This window comes from Niveibacterium sp., assembly GCF_041909475.1.
Taxonomy (GTDB): Bacteria; Pseudomonadota; Gammaproteobacteria; order Burkholderiales; family Rhodocyclaceae; genus Niveibacterium.
The window spans coordinates 1-21,757 of the sequence record NZ_JAYRDJ010000007.1; the positions used below are offsets into that span (position 1 = coordinate 1).

The 21,757-nt window shown below is 63.5% G+C and carries 22 protein-coding genes; 12 read left to right on the forward strand and 10 right to left on the reverse strand.

Features of this window, described 5'->3' with window-relative positions; genetic code table 11:
* Nucleotides 1-113: 113 nt before the first annotated feature.
* From ACE3P0_RS06915 to ACE3P0_RS06945, 7 genes are all read right to left on the reverse strand, one after another.
* The gene (locus tag ACE3P0_RS06915) at nt 114-914 is read right to left on the reverse strand and encodes a toprim domain-containing protein (RefSeq protein WP_374401223.1); all 801 of its coding nucleotides are present in this window, start codon (nt 912-914) and stop codon (nt 114-116) included.
* The gene (locus ACE3P0_RS06920) at nt 907-1,056 is read right to left on the reverse strand and encodes a hypothetical protein (RefSeq protein WP_374401225.1); all 150 of its coding nucleotides are present in this window, start codon (nt 1,054-1,056) and stop codon (nt 907-909) included. The genes ACE3P0_RS06915 and ACE3P0_RS06920 overlap by 8 nt, the downstream gene beginning before the upstream one ends.
* Complete coding sequence (locus ACE3P0_RS06925) at nt 1,053-1,352, reverse strand: hypothetical protein (RefSeq protein ID WP_374401227.1); 300 nt, start codon at nt 1,350-1,352, stop codon at nt 1,053-1,055. Before ACE3P0_RS06925 ends, ACE3P0_RS06920 begins: the two co-directional genes overlap by 4 nt.
* Before the next feature lie 11 nt (nt 1,353-1,363).
* Complete coding sequence (locus ACE3P0_RS06930; protein WP_374401229.1) at nt 1,364-1,579, reverse strand: helix-turn-helix transcriptional regulator; 216 nt, start codon at nt 1,577-1,579, stop codon at nt 1,364-1,366.
* A 101-nt stretch (nt 1,580-1,680) separates the two neighbouring features.
* Complete coding sequence (locus ACE3P0_RS06935) at nt 1,681-2,271, reverse strand: hypothetical protein (protein ID WP_374401231.1); 591 nt, start codon at nt 2,269-2,271, stop codon at nt 1,681-1,683.
* 286 nt (nt 2,272-2,557) lie between these two features.
* A complete protein-coding gene (locus ACE3P0_RS06940; RefSeq protein ID WP_374401233.1) occupies nt 2,558-3,967 on the reverse strand; it encodes a tyrosine-type recombinase/integrase in 1,410 nt (469 codons plus the stop codon).
* Nucleotides 3,968-4,306: 339 nt separating this feature from the next.
* On the reverse strand, nt 4,307-4,615 hold the full coding sequence (locus tag ACE3P0_RS06945; protein ID WP_374401235.1) for a hypothetical protein: 309 nt from the start codon (nt 4,613-4,615) through the stop codon (nt 4,307-4,309).
* A gap of 197 nt (nt 4,616-4,812) precedes the next feature.
* Here ACE3P0_RS06945 and ACE3P0_RS06950 point away from each other — a divergent pair, with 197 nt between their 5' ends.
* The 6 genes from ACE3P0_RS06950 to ACE3P0_RS06975 all read left to right on the forward strand — a co-directional run bounded on the left by ACE3P0_RS06950 (nt 4,813) and on the right by ACE3P0_RS06975 (nt 11,176).
* A complete protein-coding gene (locus tag ACE3P0_RS06950; RefSeq protein WP_374401236.1) occupies nt 4,813-5,463 on the forward strand; it encodes a DedA family protein in 651 nt (216 codons plus the stop codon).
* Between the two features lie 71 nt (nt 5,464-5,534).
* Entirely contained in the window at nt 5,535-6,176 is a 642-nt protein-coding gene (purN, locus tag ACE3P0_RS06955; RefSeq protein ID WP_374401238.1) for a phosphoribosylglycinamide formyltransferase, read from the forward strand.
* Between the two features lie 37 nt (nt 6,177-6,213).
* Nucleotides 6,214-7,311: a DUF3108 domain-containing protein gene (locus tag ACE3P0_RS06960; RefSeq protein ID WP_374401240.1), complete on the forward strand. Its 1,098-nt coding sequence runs from the start codon at nt 6,214-6,216 to the stop codon at nt 7,309-7,311.
* On the forward strand, nt 7,311-8,573 hold the full coding sequence (locus ACE3P0_RS06965; RefSeq protein WP_374401242.1) for an RsmB/NOP family class I SAM-dependent RNA methyltransferase: 1,263 nt from the start codon (nt 7,311-7,313) through the stop codon (nt 8,571-8,573). Before ACE3P0_RS06960 ends, ACE3P0_RS06965 begins: the two co-directional genes overlap by 1 nt.
* The gene (locus ACE3P0_RS06970; RefSeq protein ID WP_374401244.1) at nt 8,570-9,898 is read left to right on the forward strand and encodes a mechanosensitive ion channel family protein; all 1,329 of its coding nucleotides are present in this window, start codon (nt 8,570-8,572) and stop codon (nt 9,896-9,898) included. Before ACE3P0_RS06965 ends, ACE3P0_RS06970 begins: the two co-directional genes overlap by 4 nt.
* A gap of 105 nt (nt 9,899-10,003) precedes the next feature.
* On the forward strand, nt 10,004-11,176 hold the full coding sequence (locus ACE3P0_RS06975; RefSeq protein ID WP_374401246.1) for a fatty acid desaturase: 1,173 nt from the start codon (nt 10,004-10,006) through the stop codon (nt 11,174-11,176).
* Between the two features lie 75 nt (nt 11,177-11,251).
* On the opposite strand, the gene ACE3P0_RS06980 is transcribed toward ACE3P0_RS06975, so the two are convergent.
* Complete coding sequence (locus ACE3P0_RS06980) at nt 11,252-11,599, reverse strand: ArsR/SmtB family transcription factor (RefSeq protein ID WP_374401248.1); 348 nt, start codon at nt 11,597-11,599, stop codon at nt 11,252-11,254.
* A gap of 134 nt (nt 11,600-11,733) precedes the next feature.
* Between ACE3P0_RS06980 and ACE3P0_RS06985 the strand changes: the two genes are divergently transcribed.
* The 6 genes from ACE3P0_RS06985 to ACE3P0_RS07010 all read left to right on the forward strand — a co-directional run bounded on the left by ACE3P0_RS06985 (nt 11,734) and on the right by ACE3P0_RS07010 (nt 18,490).
* Nucleotides 11,734-12,759 (forward strand): efflux RND transporter periplasmic adaptor subunit, encoded by a 1,026-nt coding sequence (locus tag ACE3P0_RS06985; RefSeq protein ID WP_374401250.1) that lies wholly within the window; start codon nt 11,734-11,736, stop codon nt 12,757-12,759.
* A 10-nt stretch (nt 12,760-12,769) separates the two neighbouring features.
* Nucleotides 12,770-15,985, forward strand: a complete 3,216-nt coding sequence (locus tag ACE3P0_RS06990; protein ID WP_374401252.1) for an efflux RND transporter permease subunit — start codon at nt 12,770-12,772, stop codon at nt 15,983-15,985.
* An 18-nt stretch (nt 15,986-16,003) separates the two neighbouring features.
* On the forward strand, nt 16,004-16,222 hold the full coding sequence (locus tag ACE3P0_RS06995) for a DUF2892 domain-containing protein (RefSeq protein WP_374401254.1): 219 nt from the start codon (nt 16,004-16,006) through the stop codon (nt 16,220-16,222).
* A 76-nt stretch (nt 16,223-16,298) separates the two neighbouring features.
* Nucleotides 16,299-17,573: an NAD(P)/FAD-dependent oxidoreductase gene (locus tag ACE3P0_RS07000; protein WP_374401256.1), complete on the forward strand. Its 1,275-nt coding sequence runs from the start codon at nt 16,299-16,301 to the stop codon at nt 17,571-17,573.
* Between the two features lie 10 nt (nt 17,574-17,583).
* On the forward strand, nt 17,584-18,015 hold the full coding sequence (gene trxC / locus ACE3P0_RS07005) for a thioredoxin TrxC (RefSeq protein WP_374401258.1): 432 nt from the start codon (nt 17,584-17,586) through the stop codon (nt 18,013-18,015).
* A gap of 22 nt (nt 18,016-18,037) precedes the next feature.
* Nucleotides 18,038-18,490, forward strand: a complete 453-nt coding sequence (locus ACE3P0_RS07010; protein WP_374401259.1) for an OsmC family protein — start codon at nt 18,038-18,040, stop codon at nt 18,488-18,490.
* A 332-nt stretch (nt 18,491-18,822) separates the two neighbouring features.
* Here the strand turns inward: ACE3P0_RS07010 and ACE3P0_RS07015 are convergent, their stop codons facing one another.
* Nucleotides 18,823-19,617: a glycine zipper 2TM domain-containing protein gene (locus ACE3P0_RS07015; protein WP_374401261.1), complete on the reverse strand. Its 795-nt coding sequence runs from the start codon at nt 19,615-19,617 to the stop codon at nt 18,823-18,825.
* A 132-nt stretch (nt 19,618-19,749) separates the two neighbouring features.
* Nucleotides 19,750-21,672, reverse strand: coding sequence for a bifunctional tRNA (5-methylaminomethyl-2-thiouridine)(34)-methyltransferase MnmD/FAD-dependent 5-carboxymethylaminomethyl-2-thiouridine(34) oxidoreductase MnmC (mnmC, locus tag ACE3P0_RS07020; RefSeq protein WP_374401263.1), 1,923 nt, complete (start codon nt 21,670-21,672; stop codon nt 19,750-19,752).
* Nucleotides 21,673-21,757 lie beyond the last annotated feature (85 nt).

Sequence of the window (21,757 nt, forward strand, 5' to 3'; positions counted from 1 at the left end):
CTTCATGGTGATCATCTCCAAAATCCTGCTCAAAAAATGAGCAGACGAGTTAATCACCCTGGTCAATTTTCAGCGCGCACTACCTCGCTTTTCTGGTCAGTTTTCAACGAGCGTCAACAAACTAACCCGCTGATGGCGCGCGCCGCCTGCGCGGCCTTCGCCCTGCCAGGGTTGCCCTCCGTCGCATTGTCATCATCGGCGCAAAGTATCAGCCGCAAGTCGGGGAACTTCGCCCGCAAGGCCAGCGCCACCGGCTCAAGGTTTCCCGCGTTGAACGCAACGGCGACGGGGAGCCCTGTTGCTTCGTGGATCGTCGCGCCGGTTGCGAAACCTTCGGCGATGCACAGCGCCGCCGCGCCTTGTGGGTTGCCGATGCTGAAATAGCATCCTTTGACCTTGCCACCCGGCAGAAATCTCTTTTCGCCGTTGGCGGCGATGAACTGCAGGGAATGAAGGGCGCCGTCGGATCGCATCGGCACCAGCAAGCGTCCATCCTTGAAGCGTGCGCCATGCGGCTTCACTCCCTTGCGGGCGAGATACGGAAAGTCCGCCGGGGCGGCGCTGGCGCAGTTCCACTCATCGGCCGCACGCAATGCGGCGGAAGCCTGGCGGCGGGCTTCCTCGGCTTCTCTGGCTTGGCGCATTGCAGCCACCTTGGCGCGGTGCGCCGCTTCCTCGCCTGGTGTAAGCGTGCGGCCAATGTCCGCGCGCCATGTTTGCGTGAAACCCGTTCGCCAGTCGCCAAAACTGCCGGCGGGGATGCCGTCGCCGTGCAAGAGATACCATCCGGCATCGTCGCCGCGTTTGCCGTTGCTGGCGAAGCGGCGAAGCTGGCCGTCGGTCTCGATTTCATCCGGGGGCGTAAGACCGGCGGCGCTGATTGCAGTGCGGAACTGTGCGATGGCGTCAGACATAGGCGCCGCCGATCCGCAACAGCGCAAGCACGATGCAGGCGCCGGCCTGTTTCCATAGTTGCCCGTTTGCTGCTGCGCTTTGGCGGGCTTCTTCCAGCCTGAAACTCGAAACCCAAACGGCGCGCTCGATTTTCGCAATCATTGCGCACCTCCTTTGTTCAGGTGGGTGCCGTCGATGCTGTACCGCTTGGCGCGCAATCGGGTTTCGCTCAAGTGGGATTCGCGGATGGTGTGCCACCCGCAGCGAATGGGCAGTTCGTCGCGGAGTTTGGCGATTGCCGCCACCGCGAATGGGCGGCGCTCCGCGTCAAAGTCAATAAGCTGAACTGCCTTGCCGGCTTCCAAGTCGGCCTTGATTGCGTCGCAAGCTGAGGTGAAAATGGCGCTGTCGCTCGCGCTCGGTTTGGCTTCGGTCAGCCGGGCGTTTTTCTTCTCCATGCCCGCCCCCGTCAAGCCCTTGCGATGAGGGCGCGAATGTCTTCAACGCGCCAAAAGGTTGAGCGGCCGTTTCCGATTTTGACGGGCTTCGGGAAACGGCCTGATTTGACGCCATCCCACCAGCAAGACTTCTTCACCGGGATGATCGGGGGAATTGGCGGCTCTGCTTTGGGGTTGCCTATGATCTGTGGTAGGCGCAGAAAACCGGTTTCAGGTAGTTGGTTCATTGCATCCGTCCTTGTCCAAGTTAAGACGGGTGCATCCTCCTTCTTCCGGCGGCGCGAATCACCGCAATTGCGGCGGAGGCCACCGCAGTTGCGGTATCGGCTCAGGATGCGGCTAGACTTTTTCTTGCGGCCGCAAACTTCTCTTGCAGCGTTCGAAGTTTTATTCCCGGTACATTTGGATGGTGCGCAACTAGCGCATCGGCGATTGCGTCTTGGCTTTTGAATACCGACTGCGGTGTGCCCCCCGGTGTCCTGCTGAGCATGATTGAGAGCAGCGCTCCGATGATATTTAGCAAGGTGGTTTCGGCTCGTTTGTTTATGGCGACGTCGCTATCGACCAAACTGTTTGAGGATTGCTCTGTGCCGCGAGGGGTATCACGGTGCGTCATGAAAGCGTGTTTCATCAGCCAATCCGCCATCACGAACGCGTCGATTTGACCCGTCAGCCCTTCATCTGCAATGAATCGCTTTAGCTCCTTGAGCGTGCAAGGAAACTGCAAGGCGGGTTCAAGGAGATTTCCCGTTGGATGAGACGTCAGGCCAGCTGCCTCGGCTCCGGTCAGCTCTGAGTCTTGAGGCTCTACCATCTTGTAGACCCCGTCAGCCCGAAGTTCTAGCCATTCTTCTTTCAATTCTCGCGGGGTGAGGTCCGTGAGTGCCCTGAAGTCCGCGTATCCGATTTTCAGTTCCATGGTTATGCCTATCTGTGCGCGCATTGATTTCATTACTGCTGCATCACGAAGGTTCGGCCACGCCTACTGTCGCCGACATGATCGGTTCAAGCGATACATCTTCAGTCTAAGGCAATCAACCCGGAAGGCATGTGCTTCGCGTGCAATTCCCGCGTTCGGTGCTATTACCAGAGTGCCGATGCGCGTCATCCCGTCAGCCTCGTATTGCGCCATAACGCGCCCCTCCCCAGCAGGGTGGAGCTGCCAGGTTAGCTGGCGCCGTAGCGGTCCGCTTCGCCTGAGACAGTTAGGCCCGGTTCTTGAGCGTCACCACGTTATCGGCGGCGCTGGTCAGTAGTTCGATCCGTTCGCCAAGCATTTGCCAGGCTTCGCGCATTTCGCGGGCGTAGTCGTGCCGCTGGTAGATCCGCTTCATGCGGTTTTGCTCAAGGTGGTTCAGGCAGCGTTCGACGACTTCCGGCAGCACGCCTAGCGCCACCATCATCGTGGCGCCTGTGCGACGTAGATCGTGCGGTGTCCATTTGCCTCCGGGCAGAATGAGCGCATCAGTGCTGGATGTGCGATTGCTCATGGCGCCCCGGTCGCCCCGCTGGCGGTCGCCGATCTGTTTGGCGATGGATTTCACGCATAGGTGCTGGTCGTGGTGCTTTGCGGGCATGACCCACGGCGATGGAATCAGTCGGCCCGCGTCGTCGGTGACAGCGCCTGACAGGGGGCGCAGCTCTTCGAAGCAGCGTAGGGCGAAGTCCGATAGATAGACGACGTGCTCGCGCCCGTTCTTGGCAACTTCTGGCGGAATCGTCCAGGTGCGGGCTTCGAGGTCGATGTGCTCCCAGCGCGCTTGCGTGATTTCACCGACACGGCAACACGTCGTCAGCATGATCCAGATGGATAGCTCGGTGGTCTTCAGCAGTTTGCCGGCCCTGAGTGCAGCGGGCAGGGCTCGGATTTCAGCATCGGACAGCACCCGCTCGCGTTCGTCGGCTTTGGCACCAATATCGGTGCGTTTGATCGCGGCGGCGGGGCTGGCCTCGATCCAGTCGAAACCCACGCAGTAATCGAAGAACTGCCGCAGGTCGGCGGTCATGTGGCGCGCGAGAACCAGGGCTCCGCGCTGTTCGATAGCGGCCAGCAGTTCGCGCACGGAGCCCTTCGTGACATCGGCCAGCGCCAAGGCACCGATCTTGGGGAACACGTCCCGCTCAAAGCGGCGGATCAGTTCGTCGCTTTTGGGTTTACCGCTGCGCTTGCCGGGGGCCGCGAACCAGTGGCGGGCGGCCTGTTCAACGGTGCGGCGCCGGGCAATGCGCTGCTGTTCTGCCGCCGCTGCGGCCCGCTCGGCAAGGTGCCTTGCCTCGTCGGCCTCGCGTTGGGCTTGTTCCAGCCGCGCGATCTGCTCCAAGTGATCGCGAACATTTTTGACGCCGCTTTGATAAAGCTTCGACAACTCGCCGGCCTTGGCTCGCGCCTGCGCCAGCGTAAAGCCATGCACTCCCTTCGGGTCGTACTTGCCAATTGGATAGCGGTCCTGTTTGCCTTCCGCATCGTTGTATCGGAAGTAGAACGCGGCAGCGCCGCCGCGCGTGATGCGGGCGGTGAGGCGCCCGGTCCCCTTGGTGCCGGGGTCCGTGAGCCAGTTTGACGCTTTGCCGTCCTCGGGCCCCGTCTTCAGCTCTTTGTCGGTGATATTGCCCATAGTGCGCCACCCTTGTACCTGTTTGTGCCTGTACTGTGCCTGTTTGGTGCTGGCTCTTACGGGATTCTGCCGGACAGAGGTGGACGATGCAATCGGCCTTAAGCCAACAAATACGGGTGTTTTTGATGTTGTCGAGGGATGGGGTGGATTTGGCTGGACGGACTTTTACCTGTCTACGAACCAGGGGGTAGGGCGTTCGAATCGCTCCGGGTGTACCAACTATTCAGGCAAAAGGCCCAATCTTCGGATTGGGCCTTTTGTTTTTTCTGAGGTAAAAATGAGCGCTCGAACGCGGTCCCGGCACGTCAGGCGCTCACGAATCAAATAAGCGCTTTGTTTTCAGGGCTTGGCGCGGTGGCCGGAGGTCTGTTCTTCCGGTTCGGCCGCTTCCACCGCCTGGGCGGCGAGCAGCGCGTTCTGGTACGGGCCGAGACGGCGGGCATCTGTCCAGCCGAGCGGGTAACCAAACCAGGTGCCATCGCGTTCACGCGCGACGCCGCCGTGGTCGAGATGCAGCCACCAGTGACGATCGGCGCGAATCCATCGCGGCGGCATCTTCAGGCGGGTGGGGGTGCCAGTATCCACGGTCTCCGACGTGGGTGCCGGCATGACGGTTTCGTGGTCGTGGATGTTGGGCGCGTGTTTCATGGCGCAAAATTCTATGCCTGCGTCAGCGTTGCGGGTATCGGCGATTGTTCTATGACACGAAGATTTGCAGTCTGGGTAAAGCGCCTTTGATCACACCGAGGTTTGCCGGCGGCGCGAGCAGCATTTTTGGTGTGCTACCCTGCGCGTCGCCCACTGATGTTGCAGTGCGGCGTTCCCCCCGATGGTCTGGAGTTCGCATGGATTTGCTCGTTCAGTTTTTCGATATCGTGCTGCACCTCGACAAGCACCTAGCCATTCTGGTGGCGCAGTACGGCACCTGGATCTACGCGATCCTGTTCTTGATCGTGTTCTGTGAAACCGGTTTGGTGGTGACGCCTTTTCTGCCGGGGGACTCGTTGCTGTTTGTCGCGGGGGCGCTGGCTGCAACCGGGGGTATGGACATCGCGGTATTGTCCGGTTCGCTGTTTGCGGCCGCGGTGCTGGGGGATAACTGCAACTACTGGATCGGGCGCTGGATCGGGCCGCGGGTGTTCCGTTGGGAGAACTCTCGGCTCTTCAATCGCAAGGCCTTCGACACGACGCACGCGTTCTTCGAGACGCACGGCGGCAAGACCATCATCATTGCCCGTTTCATGCCGCTCGCGCGGACTTTTGCGCCGTTCGTTGCGGGCGTGGCGCGCATGACCTATCGGCGCTTCCTGCCGCTGGATATCCTTGGTGGTGGCCTGTGGATCTTCTCGCTGACGCTGGCGGGCTACTGGTTCGGTAACCTCGCATGGGTGAAGGCGAACCTGAGCCTGGTGATCGTGGGCATCATCGGCATTTCGCTGATCCCGCTGGCGCTCGGCTACATCAAGGGGCGTTTGTCCAGTCGCGCCGTCGCTTGAACCTTGCCCCGCCGCGGCGGGTTAAACTAGGAGGCCGACCGGCAAACCCGGCCGGCCTTTTCATTTCTGACATGAAGAAACTCGTTATCCTAATTTCGGGGCGTGGCTCCAACATGGAAGCCATCGTCCGTGCGTCGATTCCCGACGCGATGATTGCGGCGGTGATCGCGAACAAGCCAACGGCTGCGGGGCTGGACTTCGCACGTGCGCAGGGCATCGAGGCGCAGGTGGTCGACCATACTGGCTACGCGAATCGCGATGCCTTCGATGAGGCGCTGGCCGCAGCGATCGATCGCCACGAGCCGGATCTCGTCGTGCTGGCCGGTTTCATGCGCGTGCTTGGCGATGATTTCGTGCGGCGCTACGAAGGCCGCATGATCAACATCCATCCGTCGCTGTTGCCGAGCTTTCCCGGCCTGCATACGCACCGCAAGGCGATCGAGGCCGGGGTGCGCTTGCATGGCGCCACGGTGCATTTCGTCACTCCGACACTCGATTGCGGCCCGATCATCGCGCAGACGGCGGTTGCGGTGAGTGCGGACGACTCCGAGGCATCGCTGGCCGAGAAGGTGCTGGCGCAAGAGCACATCATCTATCCGCAGGCGGTGCGCTGGTTTGTGGAAGGGCGCTTGCGCGTGGACGGCAATCGCGTGACGGTAACCGATGCCCGTCTGCCCTGCGAAGGGTGGATCGTGCCGTTGCCGGATGCCTGAGGAAGCGAACCGATTGGTGCGATGGCGCCGGCGCTGGATGCGCCCGCTGCCGCTGGCGATTGCAGCATCAGTTCTGCTGCACTTGCTGCTGTTGTCCGCGCCTGGGTGGGATCTGTCGGTGGTGGCGGAGCCGGTGCGTATCGAGGCGACTCTGCAGTTGCCGCCTGTGCAGAAGACTTCGGTCGCGCGCGCCGAGCCGCAGAAACTGCCTGAGGCAGCCCCGCGTCCGCACGTCAAACCGGCGCGCAGCGCGCCGGCGCAACGCACGCTGGCAGTGCCGCGGGAGCAAGGGGCTCAGGCGTCGGTGCCGCCTGCGCAGGTGGCGGAGGAATCCCCGAAACCTTCGGGCGCGGCGGAGGCCGTGTCGGATGTGCCTGCTGCGCCCGAGGTGGCCGAGGCGCCGAAAGACCCGATTCCCGTATCGGTGGATCCGGCGGCGACGCAGGCATGGCCGCGCGAGGGGCGGATCCGCTTCCAGGTGCGTTACGGCGAGACGATCGAGGTGGGCGAGATGATCCACACCTGGTCGCACGACGGTGAGCGCTACACGATGCGCAGCGATGCGGCGACCGTGGGCCTGGCACGTTTGATCAAGCGCTTCAACGGTGTGCAGCAGAGCCAGGGGCGCGTGGGGCCGGAGGGGCTGGCGCCGACCGGTTTTCAGGAAGATCTGAACGGCAAGCAGTCACATGCGGTGTTTGACTGGGCGCAGCGCAAGGTGTTTCTGTCGCGCCCGGATCGTGTTCGGGAAGTGGCGTTTGAGGGCATGGCAGAAGACATCCTGAGCCTTGCGCATCATCTGGCCTTCCAGCCCGATGGCGTGACCAGCATGTCGCTTTACGTCGTCGGGGGGCGTTGGGGCGCGGAAGCGACCCTGAGCCAGGTGGCCAACGAGTTGCTGCGATTGCCCTGGGGCAGTATAGAAACGCGCCATTTCCACTGCGAGGCGCGCAACGGCGAGTTCGTTGTGGATTTATGGCTTTCGCGCCAGCACCGCAATGCACCAGTGCGCATCCGGGTGGATGATCGCAAGCAGGGGCATGTGGTGGACGAGATCGCGCGCGAGATCGAACTGGATGGCGTGAAGGCGGATATCCTGCCTTCGCGTGAAGTGAACGATTCCTACAAGGGTTGATGATGCATATCACCAAGAACCGCCTCGACGAGGCCACTGAAGTCCTGTCCGAGGTGCTGCGCTTCGAGCATCCGGCCGACGCTGTACTGTCGAGCTTCTTCCGCGAGCACAAATCCTTGGGGCATCGAGACCGTGGCGTGATTGCGGAGACGGTGTATGCCGTACTGCGCAACCGTCGCCGGCTCGAAGCCTGGTGCGGCGATCGTGCAACCGGCCGGCGTCTGCTGCTGGCTGCCTTGATCCGCGTGCAGGGGATTTCCTCGCGCCAGCTCGAAGAAGTGGTGTCCGCGACCGAGCAACGTTGGCTGGCCGAGCGCCAGGCTGCCGCGGCGCCGCAACTCAGCTACGCCGAGCAGGCTGACCTGCCGGACTGGCTCGCCGGCCGCCTGGCCGATGTGCATGGCGAAGAGCGTGCGCTGCGCCTGGCGCAAGCGCTCAACCGCCCGGCGCCGCTCGATCTGCGGGTGAATCCGCTGAAGGCCAAGCGCGAAGAGGTTATCGAGCAGTTGCGCGCCGACGGCATCAACTGCGAGGCTGGCCAGTTTTCGCCGCTGGCGATCCGGCTTGCCGAAAAGCCTTCGCTTGCGAAGCACCCGCTGTTCCTCGACGGTTCGATCGAGGTGCAGGACGAAGGCAGCCAGCTACTCGGTTTCCTCGTTGCGCCGAAGCGCGGCGAGATGGTGGCGGATTTCTGCGCCGGCGCCGGTGGCAAGACGCTGCTGTTGGGTGGCCTGATGCGCTCGACCGGCCGCCTGTACGCGTTTGACACTGCCGAGCGCCGTTTAGCGCGCCTGAAACCGCGGGTTGCGCGCTCGGGGCTCTCCAACGTGCATACCTCGGCCATCGCGCATGAGAACGACGCGCGCCTCAAGCGCCTCGCGGGCAAACTCGACCGCGTGCTGGTCGATGCACCGTGCAGCGGACTCGGCACGCTGCGGCGCAACCCGGATCTGAAGTGGCGGCAGTCGCCGGTGGCGGTCGAAGAACTCACCGCGAAGCAGTTGTCGATCCTGTCGGGCGCGGCTCGTCTGTTGAAGAAGGGCGGGCGTCTCGTCTATGCAACCTGCAGCGTGTTGCCGGAAGAGAACGACGCCATCGTCGACGCCTTCCTCGCTGCGCACCCGGGCTTCCGCATCGTGTCGGCGCAAGATGTGCTGACCACCCAGGGAATCAAACTCGCTTGTGGCGAACGCTTGCGACTCGACCCGCTCGAGCACGGTACGGATGGTTTCTTCGCGGTGGCGATGGAGCGGGTTGAATGAGCTCACCGGAAAGCACCGAACAGGCCAGTAACGCCCTGATTGCCGCCGTCCAGGCTGTCATTGCAGAGCTCTCTACGACCGCCTCCCAGCTGCAGCTGTTGAGCGTGGTCGTGATTCTGGTGGTTTCCGGCTTTATTGCCCGGCGCGTAGTTGCCCATTTTTCGGCTCCGACCACCATGGCGCGGCTGATCCGCGCTGTTGCATGGCCACTCGGGGCCGTGTTGTTGTTGTTGGTCGCGCGTGCAGGCTTCCGCTTGGCTGGGTATCGTGGTACCGAAGTCGGCATTGCGATGCAGCTGGCGTTTGCACTTTGTGTGCTGCGCCTGATTGAAGTCGCGCTGCGCCAGGTGTTTTTCAAGTCGTCCTGGCTCAAGGGCGTTGAGCGTTACATCGCGGTCGGGGTTTGGGCGGTGGTTGCGCTGGATCTGCTCGGCCTGCTGCCGGAGCTGATTGACTGGCTCGACAGCATGCGCCTGCACATGGGCAAGCAGCAGGTATCGCTGTGGATGCTGATCAATGGCGCCTTGTCGGCGGCAGCGACCATCGTGACTGCGATGTGGGTGGCCGGCATTATCGAAGACCGCCTGATGGCTTCGCGCCGCATGGACAGCAGCGTTCAGGCGGTGCTGGCCCGCGTGTCGCGGGCGCTGCTGCTATTCGTCGGCGTGATTGCGGCGATGTCGCTGGTCGGGCTGGACTTCACCGCGCTGTCGGTTTTCTCCGGTGCGCTGGGCGTGGGTATCGGCCTGGGTATGCAGAAGATCGCAGCCAACTACATTTCGGGCTTCATCATCCTGCTCGATCGTTCGATCCGCATCGGCAACATGATCTCAGTTGGTGCTGATCGTGGTGAGGTTCAGCAGATCACCACCCGCTACACGGTGCTGCGCGCACCGACCGGCATCAACGTGATCGTGCCGAACGAGACCCTGATCGGCGCGGTGGTGCAAAACGAAACCTACGCCGACAAGAATGTCTGGATCGGCATACCGGTGCAGGTGAGCTATAGCTGTGAAGTGGAACGGGCGCTTGCCTTGCTGGTCGAATGTGCTGCGGCGGGTGGTGATCGGGTTCTGAAGGATCCCCCGCCGGTGGCTCACCTTGTGGCATTTGCCGACAGCGGTATCAACCTTCAGTTGGGCCTGTGGATCTATGACCCGCTGCAGGGCACCATGGGTATCAAGTCGAATATCAATCGCGAGATCTGGCGCCGCTTCCGCGAAGAGGGCATCGAGATTCCCTTCCCGCAGCGCGAGGTTCGCGTGGTGGGGCCGGTGCCCGCCGAGGTGCCGCCAGCCGCGATCGCTCAAGCTGGCGCGGCCTGAACCCGTTATCTTGAGACTGGGCCGGTGATTCGCTGACATGGCGCGTCGCCTTTACTTCGCATAAAATCAATAACTTATAAACACAACCCTGAGGGGAAACGTTTGATGTTTGCTGGAATTTTCGACCTGCCCTGGTGGGGCTATGTGTTGGTAGTGCTGGGCCTGACGCATATCACGATTGCGTCGGTCACCATCTTCCTGCACCGCCACCAAGCACACCGCGCGCTCGATCTGCACGCCATTCCGAGCCACTTCTTCCGGCTCTGGCTGTGGATGACGACCGGCATGGTCACCAAGGAATGGGCGGCGATTCACCGCAAGCACCACGCCAAGTGTGAAACCGCTGAAGACCCGCACAGCCCGCAGATCCTTGGCATCCATCGTGTGCTGTGGGGCGGCGTATTCCTGTATGTGAAGGAATCGCGCAACAAGGACACCATGGAGCGCTACGGCCATGGCACGCCGGACGACTGGATGGAGCGCAACATCTACACGCCGGGCCAGAAGGTTGGCATCGTGCTGATGCTGGCGATCGACATGGCGCTGTTCGGCGTGGTGCCGGGTGCGGTGATGTGGGGCGTGCAGATGATCTGGATCCCGTTCTGGGCGGCCGGCGTCATCAATGGCCTGGGGCACTTCTGGGGCTACCGCAACTATGACTGCGTGGATGCCTCCACGAACCTTGTCCCGTGGGGCATCCTGATCGGTGGTGAAGAGCTGCACAACAACCACCACAGTTTTGCGACCTCGGCCAAGCTGTCGTCGAAGTGGTACGAGTTCGACATCGGCTGGATGTACATCCGCATCATGGAGATGCTGGGGCTGGCCAAGGTCAAGAAGACGATTCCGCAGCCGAAGTTCGCAGACGCCAAGAACATGGTCGACCTCGAGACGCTGCAGGCGATCGTTACGCACCGCTACGACGTGATGCGTCGCTACGCGAACAGCCTCAAGGATGTGTACCGTGAGGAAATGGCGAAACTTGCGCAGAGCGAGAGCAAGATCGATCTCAAGCAACTGCGTCGCTGGCTGGCCGCCGAGCGCACCGAAGGCTTCCCCGCCAAGCTGCAGCAGCAGTTTGAAAAGGCCGTGGCCGACAGCCCGCGCCTGCAGCAGTTGGTGACGATGAAGCAGGAACTGGTCGCGATCTGGGCACGCTCCAGTGCATCGCGTGAGCAACTGGTGAAACAGTTGCAGGACTGGTGCGCGCGCGCGGAGGCGAGCGGCATCCGTCAGCTCGAAGAGTTCTCGCAGCGTCTGCGTCGTTACGCAGTCTGAACTCTGCACTGCACATGAAAACGGGCACCTCAGGGTGCCCGTTTTATTTTGGCGGCGCGCAAACCCCTAGCTACGTCACCCGGCCGGCTTGCGATTCGCCGTGAGGGCTTGGTGCAAGGCCAGATCTTTTTCCAGCTCCCGTGCGACGGAGTCGCAAACCAGCGAGCACAGGTCATAGATGGCCGGGTCCGCCACGCTGATTACGGTGGTGGTGCCACGTGGTGTGCGGGCCACGATGCCAGCGTCGGAAAGCACGCGCAGATGCTTTGAGACGTTGGCCTGGCTGCATTGCGCGATGTCCGTCAGCTCGCCTACCGAGCGTTCGTTCTCACGCAGGGCGTTGAGGATCCGCAGGCGGGTTGGGTCCGACAGCGCCTTGAAATACAGCGCGACACGGTCGATAGCTTGCTCGGGTAAAGCCATTGGGGGTTTATCCATCATCGAATTCTTGCCTCTAATATATCCCAGTGGTTATCAAGCGAACAAGTCTTGAATAAATCGCTTTGTGGTTATATATTGATAGCAGACTTGGAAGAATTCAACGAGGACAAGCTGCAATGAAAATCCGAAATCTGCTTTGGCTGGTGTGGGGCGTGAGCTTCGCGGGTGTCGCGGCCGACGCGGTGCCGGTTGCCGCCGTGGTGCGATCAAGCTCGGCAGGGATGTACCAGGCCGACGCGACGATTCAGGCGGTCACGCAGAGCGTACTAGCCGCGCAGGTGCAGGGCAGGGTGCTGCAGCTCGCGGTGCGGGCGGGCGACCGGGTCAAGGCAGGCCAGTTGATTGCGCGTATCGACGATCGTGAGCTGGGCGCCGCCGAGGCCGCGATCCAGGCTTCGGTGGCCGAAGCACAGGCGAACCTCGCAAAGGCCGAGTTCGACCTCAAGCGCAGCCAGACGCTCGCGAAACAGAACTTTGTCAGCCCGTCGGCCGTGGAGCAGAACGAGGCGCAGGTAAAGGCGTTGCGTGCGCGGGTCGACGCCATGCGCGCGAGTGTTGGTGCCGCCAGTGCAAGCCGCAGCAACACGGTGCTGGTTGCGCCGTATGACGGCATTGTCGCCGCGACGCATGTCGAGGCGGGTGACATGGCCATGCCCGGCAAACCGATCGCGACTGTTTTCCAGCCTGGTGCTCTGCGCGCAGTCGTGTATCTGCCTGAGGTGCAGTTGGCGGCGGTGCGGTCGGCGTTGGCGAAGGGCGCCACGCCGGAAATCGAGATCAGCGGCAAGGTGCTCAGCGGTGTGCGCACCACGGTGTTGCCGGCCGCGGACCCGACGACCCGTACGACGGAAGTGCGCGTCGATCTGCCCGCATCGACGGGCGCCGCGCCAGGCCAGTTCGCGCGGGCCCGCTTTGTACTCGGTGATGCGCAGCGCCTTGCGATTCCGCAGGCTGCCGTGCTCAAGCGCAGCGAGCTGAACGCGGTGTATGTGAAGACCGCCGACGGGCATTTTCAGCAACGACAAGTGCGCTTGGGCGAACGCCTGGGTGAGGGCCGCGTCGAGGTGCTGGCGGGCTTGAAGGCGGGCGAATCGGTGGCGCTGGAGCCCGTCAAGGCCGCCATTGCGGCCGCAGCGAAGTGAGGGTGAGCGAATGAGCCACACCGACAAGCGCTTGGGTATTTCCGGCCGCATCGCGGCACTGTTCCAGCGCAACGCGATCACGCCGCTGCTCGCCCTCGTGCTGTTCCTGCTCGGCGTTTTCGCCGCGGGCATCACGCCGCGCGAAGAAGAGCCGCAGATCAATGTGACGATGGCCAACGTGCTGATCCCCTTCCCGGGGGCATCGAGCACCGACGTCGAGCGTCTGGTGGCCGGGCCGGCCGAGCAGGTGCTTGACCAGATCGCCGGTGTCGAGCACATCTTCTCGGTGTCTCGCCCCGGCGTTGCGATCCTGACCGTGCAATTCAAGGTCGGCGTGCCGCGCACCGAAGCGCTGGTCCGCCTCTACGACACCCTGCATAGCAATCGCGACTGGCTGCCGGCTGGGCTCGGCGTGATGGAGCCTATCGTCAAGCCCAAGGGCATCGACGACGTGCCGATCGTCGCGCTGACGCTGTGGACCAAGGACCAGGACGCCGGCGCCTTTGAGCTCGAAAGCGTGGCGCATGCGCTGGAAGCCGAGATCAAGCGGGTGAAGGGCACACGCGAAGTCAGCACCCTCGGCGGCCCCGGCAACGCAGTGAACGTCTGGCTGGATGCCGATCGCCTCGCGGCGGTCGGCCTGTCGGTCGGTCAAGTCACTCAGGCCTTGCAGGCGCGCAACCTGGTGCTGCCGGGCGGTGAGCTGGCAGCGGACAGCAAGCTGCTGCGCGTCGAGGTCGGCACCTACCTGGCCGATGCGCGCGAAGTGGCGGAAGTGGTGATCGGCAGCCGCAATGGGCGGCCCGTCTATCTGTCTGACGTCGCCCGCGTCGAGGCCGGCGCACCGATGCCGGGCCGCTATGTGTGGCATGGCGTCACCGGCAAGGCCGCCGGGGAATTCCCTGCAGTAACTTTGCAGGTGACCAAGAAGGCGGGTGAAAACGCGGTGGACGTGGCTGCCGCTGTGATCCAGCGCGTTGAGGCGCTGCACAACCAGCTCGTGCCGTCGAACGTCGAACTGACGGTGACCCGCAACTACGGTCAGACGGCCGACGACAAGGCCACCAAGCTGATCCAGAAGCTCGCCTTCGCCACTGCCTCGGTGATCGCGCTGGTGTGGTTCGCGCTCGGCCGGCGAGAGGCGGCGATCGTGGGCACGGCGGTGATCCTGACCCTGGCTGCGACGCTGTTCGCGAGCTGGGCCTGGGGCTTCACCTTGAATCGGGTATCGCTGTTCGCGCTGATCTTCTCGATCGGCATCCTGGTCGATGACGCGATCGTGGTCGTCGAGAACATCCATCGCCACCGCGCGCTAGAGCCGGACAAACCGCTGTGGGAGATCATTCCGCAGGCGGTGGATGAAGTCGGCGGCCCGACCATCCTCGCGACGCTGACGGTGATCGCCGCGCTGTTGCCGATGGCCTTCGTCAGCGGGCTGATGGGGCCGTACATGAGCCCGATCCCGATCAACTCCAGCATGGGCATGCTGCTGTCGCTCGCGATCGCCTTCATCGTCACGCCCTGGCTTGCCAACAAATGGTTGGGTGCCCACCACGGCGGCGCCGGCGAGGCGCATGCCGAAGAAGCCCGAGAAGGCAAGGTGATGGGGCTTGCCCGCAAGGTGCTCGGGCCCTTCCTTGATCCGCACTCCGGCAAATCGGCGCGGCGCAAGCTGTGGGCGGGCGTTGGCGGCGCGATCGTGATCTCGCTCGCACTGCCGGTGATGGAGTGGGTGGTGCTGAAGATGCTGCCCTTCGACAACAAGAGCGAGTTCCAGGTGGTGGTCGACATGCCGCCGGGCACGCCGGTGGAAGACACCGCCGCAGTGCTGCGTGAGATGGGTGCAGCGATCGCCAAGGTGCCGGAGGTTACGGACTACCAGGCCTACGCCGGCACGGCGAGCCCGATCAACTTCAACGGCCTGGTGCGCCAGTACTACCTGCGCGCCTCGGCGGAGCTGGGCGACATTCAGGTGAACCTGGTCGACAAGCATCACCGCAGTCGCAAGAGCCACGAGATCGCGCTGGCGGTGCGGCCCGCGCTGCAGGCCATCGCGAAGCGCCACGGCGCGCGGGTGAAGGTGGTGGAAGTGCCGCCGGGGCCGCCGGTGCTGAGCCCGATCGTCGCCGAGGTCTACGGCCCGGACGACGCCGGCCGTCGCGCGGTGGCGAAGAAGGTGCTGGCAGCCTTTGAGGACACCGCCGACATCGTCGATACCGACAGCACCGACACCGCCGTGTCGCCGCAGGTAACGTTGCGCGTGAAGCAGGGCAAGGCGGCGCAGCTGGGCGTGAGCCAGTCGCAGATCGCGCAGACGCTGTACGCCGCAGGGCAGGGCGCGGACGCGACCTACCTGCACGACGGGCAGAGCAAGTACGCGGTGCCGGTGCGGCTGCAGTTGCCGCCCGAGAAGCTGTCGAACCTCGACGCACTGCTGAAGCTGCCGCTCAACACGGCGGACGGCCGCACCGTGCCGCTGGCCGATCTCGTCGACGTCATTCACGGCGAGCGCGACCGGGTCATCTACCACAAGGACCTGATGCCGGTGACCTATGTGGTTGGCGACATGGCCGGCAAGCTCGACAGCCCGCTCTACGGCATGTTCGGTATCCGCGCGAAGCTCAACGACCTGAAGCTGGACGAGGGCGGCACGCTGGGCCAGACCTTCATCCGCCAGCCGGACGACGCTTGGCAGGGCTATGCGCTGAAGTGGGACGGCGAGTGGCAGGTCACCTACGAGACCTTCCGCGACATGGGCGCGGCTTATGCGGTCGGCCTGATCCTGATCTACCTGCTGGTGGTCGCGCAGTTCAAGAGCTACCTGACGCCGCTGGTGATCATGGCGCCGATCCCGCTCACGATCGTCGGCGTGATGCCAGGGCATGCCTTGCTCGGCGCGCAATACACCGCGACATCAATGATCGGCATGATCGCGCTGGCCGGCATCATCGTGCGCAACTCGATCCTGCTGGTCGACTTCATCAACCTGCAGGTCGAGCAGGGCATCGCCTTCCGCGAAGCGGTGATCCGCTCGGCCGGCGTGCGGGCGCAGCCGATTGTGCTGACCGCGGTGGCGGCCATGCTCGGCGCGCTGTTCATCCTCGACGACCCGATCTTCAACGGGCTCGCGGTGTCGCTGCTGTTCGGCATTGCGGTGTCCACCCTGCTCACCCTCGTGGTGATTCCGATCCTGTACTACGCGCTCAACCAGCGCCGCTTTGCCTGAACTGAAGGAGCTACATCCATGACCACCGAACGCCTCATCCGCATCATCGCCGGCGCCTTTGTAATGCTCTCGCTCGCGCTGGGCATCCCCGGCAGCCCGATCTTCCACAGCCAGTGGTGGCTCGCTTTTACCGCCTTCGTCGGCGTGAATCTCTTCCAGAGCGGCATCACTCGCTGGTGCCTGATGGAAGACATCCTCACGAAGCTCGGTGTGAAGCGCGGCGGTATCCATGGCTGATTGAAGCCAGCTCGACGCGGCGACAGACCGGCAAACGGCGCGCTGCCTGAATGACTGCCATCACGAGGAGACAAACATGGCACACGTCGTTGTTCTCGGCGCCGGTATCGGCGGCATGCCCGCCGCCTATGAGCTGAGGAGTCGTCTTGGCGCCGAACACCGCATCACGGTGGTGGGCGCCCAGCATTACTTCCAGTTCGTGCCGTCCAATCCTTGGGTGGCGGTGGGTTGGCGCAAACGCGCCGACATCGTGCTCGATGTGGCGCCGCTGCTTGCCCGCAAGGGCATCGAGTTCGTCGGCAAGCGGGCCGAGCGCATCGACGCGGCGGCGAATACCCTGGTGCTAGAGGGGGGCGACACGCTGAGCTACGACTACCTCGTGATTACCACGGGGCCGAAGCTCGCGTTCGACGAGGTACCGGGCGCCGGGCCGCATTCAGGGCATACGCATTCGGTGTGCACGGTCGAGCATGCCGAGGAGTTCTGGGCCGACTATCAGGCCTTTCTGCAGAACCCCGGGCCGGTGGTGGTGGGCGCGATGCCGGGGGCGAGCTGCTTCGGCCCCGCCTATGAGTTCGCCTTCATCCTCGACGCCGACCTGCGCAAGCGCAAGCTGCGCCACAAGGTGCCGATGACCTACGTCAGCAGCGAGCCCTACATCGGGCACCTGGGGCTGGGTGGGGTGGGCGATTCCAAGTCGATGCTGGAGAGCGAGTTCCGCAACCACGACATCAAGTGGATCACCAATGCGAAGACGACCCGCGTCGACGCCGGCAAGCTCTTTGTCTCCGAACTGAACGCCAAGGGCGAAGTCGATCGTGAGCATGAAGTGCCGTTCAAGCTTGCGATGATGCTGCCGGCCTTCCGCGGCGTCGATGCTGTGGCCGGCGTCGAAGGCTTGTGCAATCCGCGCGGCTTCGTGTTGATCGACGAGTTCCAGCGCAGCAAGGCCCACCGCAACATTTTCGCGGCCGGCGTTTGCGTGGCGATACCGCCGGTGGAGGTCACCCCAGTTGCCACCGGCGCCCCGAAGACGGGCTACATGATCGAGACCATGGTGACCGCAATCGTCGAGAACATTGCGGCCGACCTGGAAGGGCGCCCCGCGACCGCCAAGGGCACCTGGAACGCGATCTGCCTTGCCGACATGGGCGACACCGGTGCGGCCTTCGTTGCCCTACCGCAGATTCCGCCGCGTAACGTCAATTGGTTCAGGAAGGGCAAGTGGGTGCATCTGGCCAAGATCGCCTTCGAAAAATACTTCCTGCACAAGATGAAATCCGGCAGTTCCGAACCCATATACGAGAAATACGTACTGAAGGCGCTGGGCATCCTGCGCCTGGAGAAATGAAAGGACACTCATGCAACTTGTTTGCCCCCACTGCACCGCGCTGAACCGTGTTCCGGCTGATCGCGTGAAGGACTCGCCCAACTGCGGCCAATGCAAGCAGCCGTTGCTGACCGGCGAGCCTGTTGAACTGACCGAAGCCAACTTTGAAGCCTTTGCCACCAAGAGCGATCTGCCGGTGCTGATCGACTTCTGGGCAGCGTGGTGCGCACCGTGCAGAATGATGGCGCCGCAGTTTGCGCTGGCGGCGAAAGAGATGGCCGGCGAAGTCGTGTTTGCGAAACTCGATACCGAATCCCAGCAACGCATCGCCGGCATGTTCAATGTGCGCAGCATCCCCACCCTGTCACTGGTGAGAGGTGGGCAGGAGCTCGCGCGCGAAGCAGGGGCCCGGCCCGCAGCCGAGATCGTGCGTTGGGCACGCGCTGCGGTCGCCAGCGCCTGAGTGTGTTTGAACGGAGTCAGTCATGAGCGATACCGGTTTCAAACTGCGCCTGACGCAGCAACAGAACTTCCAGTTCCTCGTCGAGTTCCTCGACACCGAGATTCCGCCGATCACGACGGACGAGCCGCCACCGCTGGGTGAGAACGCCGGCCCGAACCCGTCGCGCATGCTCGCGGCCGCGGTGGCGAATTGCCTTGCGGCAAGCCTGATGTTCGCGCTGAAGAAGTTCAAGAACGAGCCCGATCCAGTGACGGTAGAGGTCGACGTCGAGATGGTCCGCAACGAGGCCAAGCGCCTGCGTGTCGGCGCGGTGAATGTCGCGATCCAGCTGGGCAAGTCGGGCGCGCAGTTCGAGCATCTCGACCGCGTGCTCGCGCAGTTCGAGGACTTCTGCGTGGTCACGCAGAGCGTGCGCGACGGCTTCGACGTCAACGTCGCGGTGCGCGATTCGGAGGGCGTTTTGTTGAAAGGCTGAATCCCCAGCTTCTGGGGATCAGCCTGTGGATATCGTCAGGGCAGTTGAGACAAGTCCCTGCCACGAAAGGAAAATCTGCTCGTGCCTAATAATTGGGCACGGTACGCGCCAAGCTGGTGAAGATGTCCCCACAGACTGGGGGCGAAGCTGTGGATTGTCGCTGTATTCCAGTGCTAGTGCTTTGATATGAAAGAAAAATGACGGGCTGCTCAAAGATTGGGCAATCCGTCATTTTCTGTTGATGGGATGCCGCGCGGCTTTAGCTTCCCCAGAGGGCGACCGCCTGTGCACAGGGGCGGTCGTGCTACCGCCCGCCCCGAGTCGAGTGCCGTTTACAGCATCGTCGGTACTGACGAGTCGTCGCGGCTCATCAGCACGCCGTTTTCAACGCGGACCTTGTCCCCGCTATGCCATGCGGGCGCGCTGGTCTGTTTGATCGTGCGCCGGCTGCCATCGTCCATGCGTACGGTGATCTCGTAGTGGCTGTTCGTGCGCATGCGCTTCTCAGCCTCGTTGCCTGCGAAGCCGCCGAGGATGGCGCCACCAATCCGCGCGATCTGCTTGCCGGTGCCTTCACCAACCTGGTGGCCCAGTACGCCACCGAGGACGGCACCACCGATCGCACCGAGGCCGGTGCCTTCTCCTGCCTGTTCGACCGTCCGCACGCTCTCGACCACGCCGCAATCATCGCAGCGCGCAACGCGGGTCGTGCGCGGTGTGCTGTCCGGCGTGCGCGTCGGGATGCCGCCGGCCGCCGTCTGCTGGGGTTCGTTACGCTCAGTCTCCTGCGCGGTACTCGCCGGCACCTGATGCGTGTGGGGTTTGCTTGCGACCGGCTTGTGTGCCGGTTTTTGCGCAGGCTTGGTTTTCACCACGGGCGCTTCGTCGGTAGTGGCTGCGCTGGCGATGACGGGTGCTGACGCGGTGGCGACCGGGGCAACCGGCGCCGGCGCGATGGTCGCGGGCTGTTCCGCCTTGATCGGTTCGTTGATGGGTGTCGCGCTCTGCGGAATCGGCAGCACGCCGAGCATTGCGCCGATGCCGGCCAGGCTGAAGAGGGTAACGGAGCCGGCCGCGATCCACATCATCGGATGCATGCGGGGCGGGTGTTGGCTGACTGCAGACATGACTGGCCTCCTGAGTTGGGGGGTACAGTCAAGATAACGCCCGCAACGGCGTCTGGAGGACGGGGCTTACCTGCGCTTACATCTGTATCCGGGGCCCTACGGACGCAGGCCCGGATACAGTCTTGAACGGGCTCAGATCTCGGCGATCGGCGCGCTGCGGATCTTGCGGAACAGGAAGCGCGCCGGGTCCACGCGGTCGGCCAGCGAATCCGGCAGGGGTGAGGGCTCGTTGCAGATCTGGCTCGCGACGTATTCCGCCAGCAGCGAACACCACACCAGCCCACGCGCGCCAAAGCCCGAAAGCATATAAAGCCCCGCATGGCGCGGCACGCTGGCCATGTCGAAACCACGGCCGCTCATCACCGACGGCATTTCACCCGCGATCGGCATGCGGTCGAGCGACACCGGGCGTTGCCCGACACGGCCACTGAGGCGATCCATCGGCACGTTCTTCGCGAAGCCGGGCAACATTTTCTGCAACTTGTCGAGATTTTCCAGGTGGTCGCCGAGCCGGACATGCGTGGATTCGTCGTCGGCGAAGAAGGTGGCGCCGGCGCAGGTCACGCCATCAATTGCCGGCGTGGCATAGCCTTGCCCGCAAACCACCGTCTTGAGTGCCGGAACGGCATCTTCCGGCAGATGCGAGACTTGCCCACGCGCCACCCGCAGCGGCATCCAGTCGGCGAGCGCGAGGCGCTTGGCGTCGGCCGCGTTGGCAAGCACCACGATCGGCGCTTCGGCGAGTAACTGGCCGTCTGCGGCCACCGCACGCCACATCTTGCCGACGCGTTGCAGGCGTGCAACCGGCGAGCTGTAGCGGCCGGTGATGCGACCCGGAAAGCGCGCCAGATTCGCAACACACAGGCTCGGCGGGTTGATCCAGCCACCGAGCTGGAAGAACCAGCCTCCGTAAGCGACCGGCGCGCCGGCAATGCGTTCGGCATGGCGGCGGTCCACGAAGCGAACGAAGTCCTGCGGTGCCTGGATTGATTCAACGATCGCGCGTTGCTTCTCTTCCTGCTCGGCGTCGCGCGCCAGGTGCAGCACGCCGCACGGCGCCCAGCGGACCTGAAGTTCCTCGGCCTGCAGGCCCTTGATGTGGCGTAGGCCGTACAGGAAGCCTGCACGGGTCATCTGGAACAGGCGGCCGTCGTCTGCCGATGGCAGCGGCCGGAAGGCGCCCGCGAGGTTGCCCGACGCGCCCTGCGCAGGCTGCGAGGCGGATTCCAGCAACTGCACATCCCAGCCACGCGATGCGAGCCGTTCCGCCATCGAAGTGCCCGCGAGGCCGGAACCGATGACGATGGCGCGACGATCCGTCGGCGACAGGCGACGCTCCGAGATCGTCGTCGCACGGCCACACAGCATCTCGCGTTTGCCGGCAAAGCCGGCCTGTTTGTCGGTCAGGAAACCCGCCTCGGCCAGCGCAGTGCGCACCCAGGCCGACACCGACCAGGTTGCGATGCGGGTGTCGGAGTGCGAACGCTCGGCGAGCGCTTCGAACACGGCCGGCGACCACATGTCCGGGTTCTTCCCCGGTGCAAAGCCATCCAGGTAGATCGCGTCCGCCTGTGCATGCAGTTCGGGCAGCAGCATGTGCGCTTCGCCGAAGAGCAGCGTCAGCGTGACGCGGTCTTCGTCGAAATGCATCCGGTGAAAGCCGGGCATCGCCAGCGGCCACTGCGCACGCAGCTTCGCGGCGAGATCCGGCGGCGCGCCAGAGGCGGCGTGGGCTTCGGCAAGATCAGTCACCGGGAACGGGTGCTTCTCGACCGATATGAAGTGCAGCCGGCGGCTGCGTTTCGGATCTGCACGCCACGCTTCCCAGGTGGCCAGGAAGTTATGCCCGAGCCCGAAACCGGTTTCAAGCACGACGTAGTCGTCCTGGCCCTGCCAGCCTGCAGGCAGCCCGCATCCACCCAGGAACACATGGCGCGCCTGGCCCATCGCACCTGCATGTGGGTGATAGACATCGTCGTACTTGATCGAGTACGGCGTGCCGTCTTCGCCAAATTGAAGACTGGCGGTATCGAGTGGGCGGTAATCGGTGCTCACGCTTGCAGGCTCTATCTTTTTGGGGGGATCGGATACGGATTCTTCCGGATGCATCCGCATCCCGGAAAGACCAAGTGCAAACCAT

Bases quoted from the DNA above. Each gene is read 5' to 3' on its own strand.
- ACE3P0_RS06915 (WP_374401223.1), bottom strand. From the start codon at position 914: ATGTCTGACGCCATCGCACAGTTCCGCACTGCAATCAGCGCCGCCGGT.
- ACE3P0_RS06920 (WP_374401225.1), bottom strand. From the start codon at position 1,056: ATGATTGCGAAAATCGAGCGCGCCGTTTGGGTTTCGAGTTTCAGGCTG.
- ACE3P0_RS06925 (WP_374401227.1), bottom strand. From the start codon at position 1,352: ATGGAGAAGAAAAACGCCCGGCTGACCGAAGCCAAACCGAGCGCGAGC.
- ACE3P0_RS06930 (WP_374401229.1), bottom strand. From the start codon at position 1,579: ATGAACCAACTACCTGAAACCGGTTTTCTGCGCCTACCACAGATCATA.
- ACE3P0_RS06935 (WP_374401231.1), bottom strand. From the start codon at position 2,271: ATGGAACTGAAAATCGGATACGCGGACTTCAGGGCACTCACGGACCTC.
- ACE3P0_RS06940 (WP_374401233.1), bottom strand. From the start codon at position 3,967: ATGGGCAATATCACCGACAAAGAGCTGAAGACGGGGCCCGAGGACGGC.
- ACE3P0_RS06945 (WP_374401235.1), bottom strand. From the start codon at position 4,615: ATGAAACACGCGCCCAACATCCACGACCACGAAACCGTCATGCCGGCA.
- ACE3P0_RS06950 (WP_374401236.1), top strand. From the start codon at position 4,813: ATGGATTTGCTCGTTCAGTTTTTCGATATCGTGCTGCACCTCGACAAG.
- purN (WP_374401238.1), top strand. From the start codon at position 5,535: ATGAAGAAACTCGTTATCCTAATTTCGGGGCGTGGCTCCAACATGGAA.
- ACE3P0_RS06960 (WP_374401240.1), top strand. From the start codon at position 6,214: ATGCGCCCGCTGCCGCTGGCGATTGCAGCATCAGTTCTGCTGCACTTG.
- ACE3P0_RS06965 (WP_374401242.1), top strand. From the start codon at position 7,311: ATGATGCATATCACCAAGAACCGCCTCGACGAGGCCACTGAAGTCCTG.
- ACE3P0_RS06970 (WP_374401244.1), top strand. From the start codon at position 8,570: ATGAGCTCACCGGAAAGCACCGAACAGGCCAGTAACGCCCTGATTGCC.
- ACE3P0_RS06975 (WP_374401246.1), top strand. From the start codon at position 10,004: ATGTTTGCTGGAATTTTCGACCTGCCCTGGTGGGGCTATGTGTTGGTA.
- ACE3P0_RS06980 (WP_374401248.1), bottom strand. From the start codon at position 11,599: ATGGCTTTACCCGAGCAAGCTATCGACCGTGTCGCGCTGTATTTCAAG.
- ACE3P0_RS06985 (WP_374401250.1), top strand. From the start codon at position 11,734: ATGAAAATCCGAAATCTGCTTTGGCTGGTGTGGGGCGTGAGCTTCGCG.
- ACE3P0_RS06990 (WP_374401252.1), top strand. From the start codon at position 12,770: ATGAGCCACACCGACAAGCGCTTGGGTATTTCCGGCCGCATCGCGGCA.
- ACE3P0_RS06995 (WP_374401254.1), top strand. From the start codon at position 16,004: ATGACCACCGAACGCCTCATCCGCATCATCGCCGGCGCCTTTGTAATG.
- ACE3P0_RS07000 (WP_374401256.1), top strand. From the start codon at position 16,299: ATGGCACACGTCGTTGTTCTCGGCGCCGGTATCGGCGGCATGCCCGCC.
- trxC (WP_374401258.1), top strand. From the start codon at position 17,584: ATGCAACTTGTTTGCCCCCACTGCACCGCGCTGAACCGTGTTCCGGCT.
- ACE3P0_RS07010 (WP_374401259.1), top strand. From the start codon at position 18,038: ATGAGCGATACCGGTTTCAAACTGCGCCTGACGCAGCAACAGAACTTC.
- ACE3P0_RS07015 (WP_374401261.1), bottom strand. From the start codon at position 19,617: ATGTCTGCAGTCAGCCAACACCCGCCCCGCATGCATCCGATGATGTGG.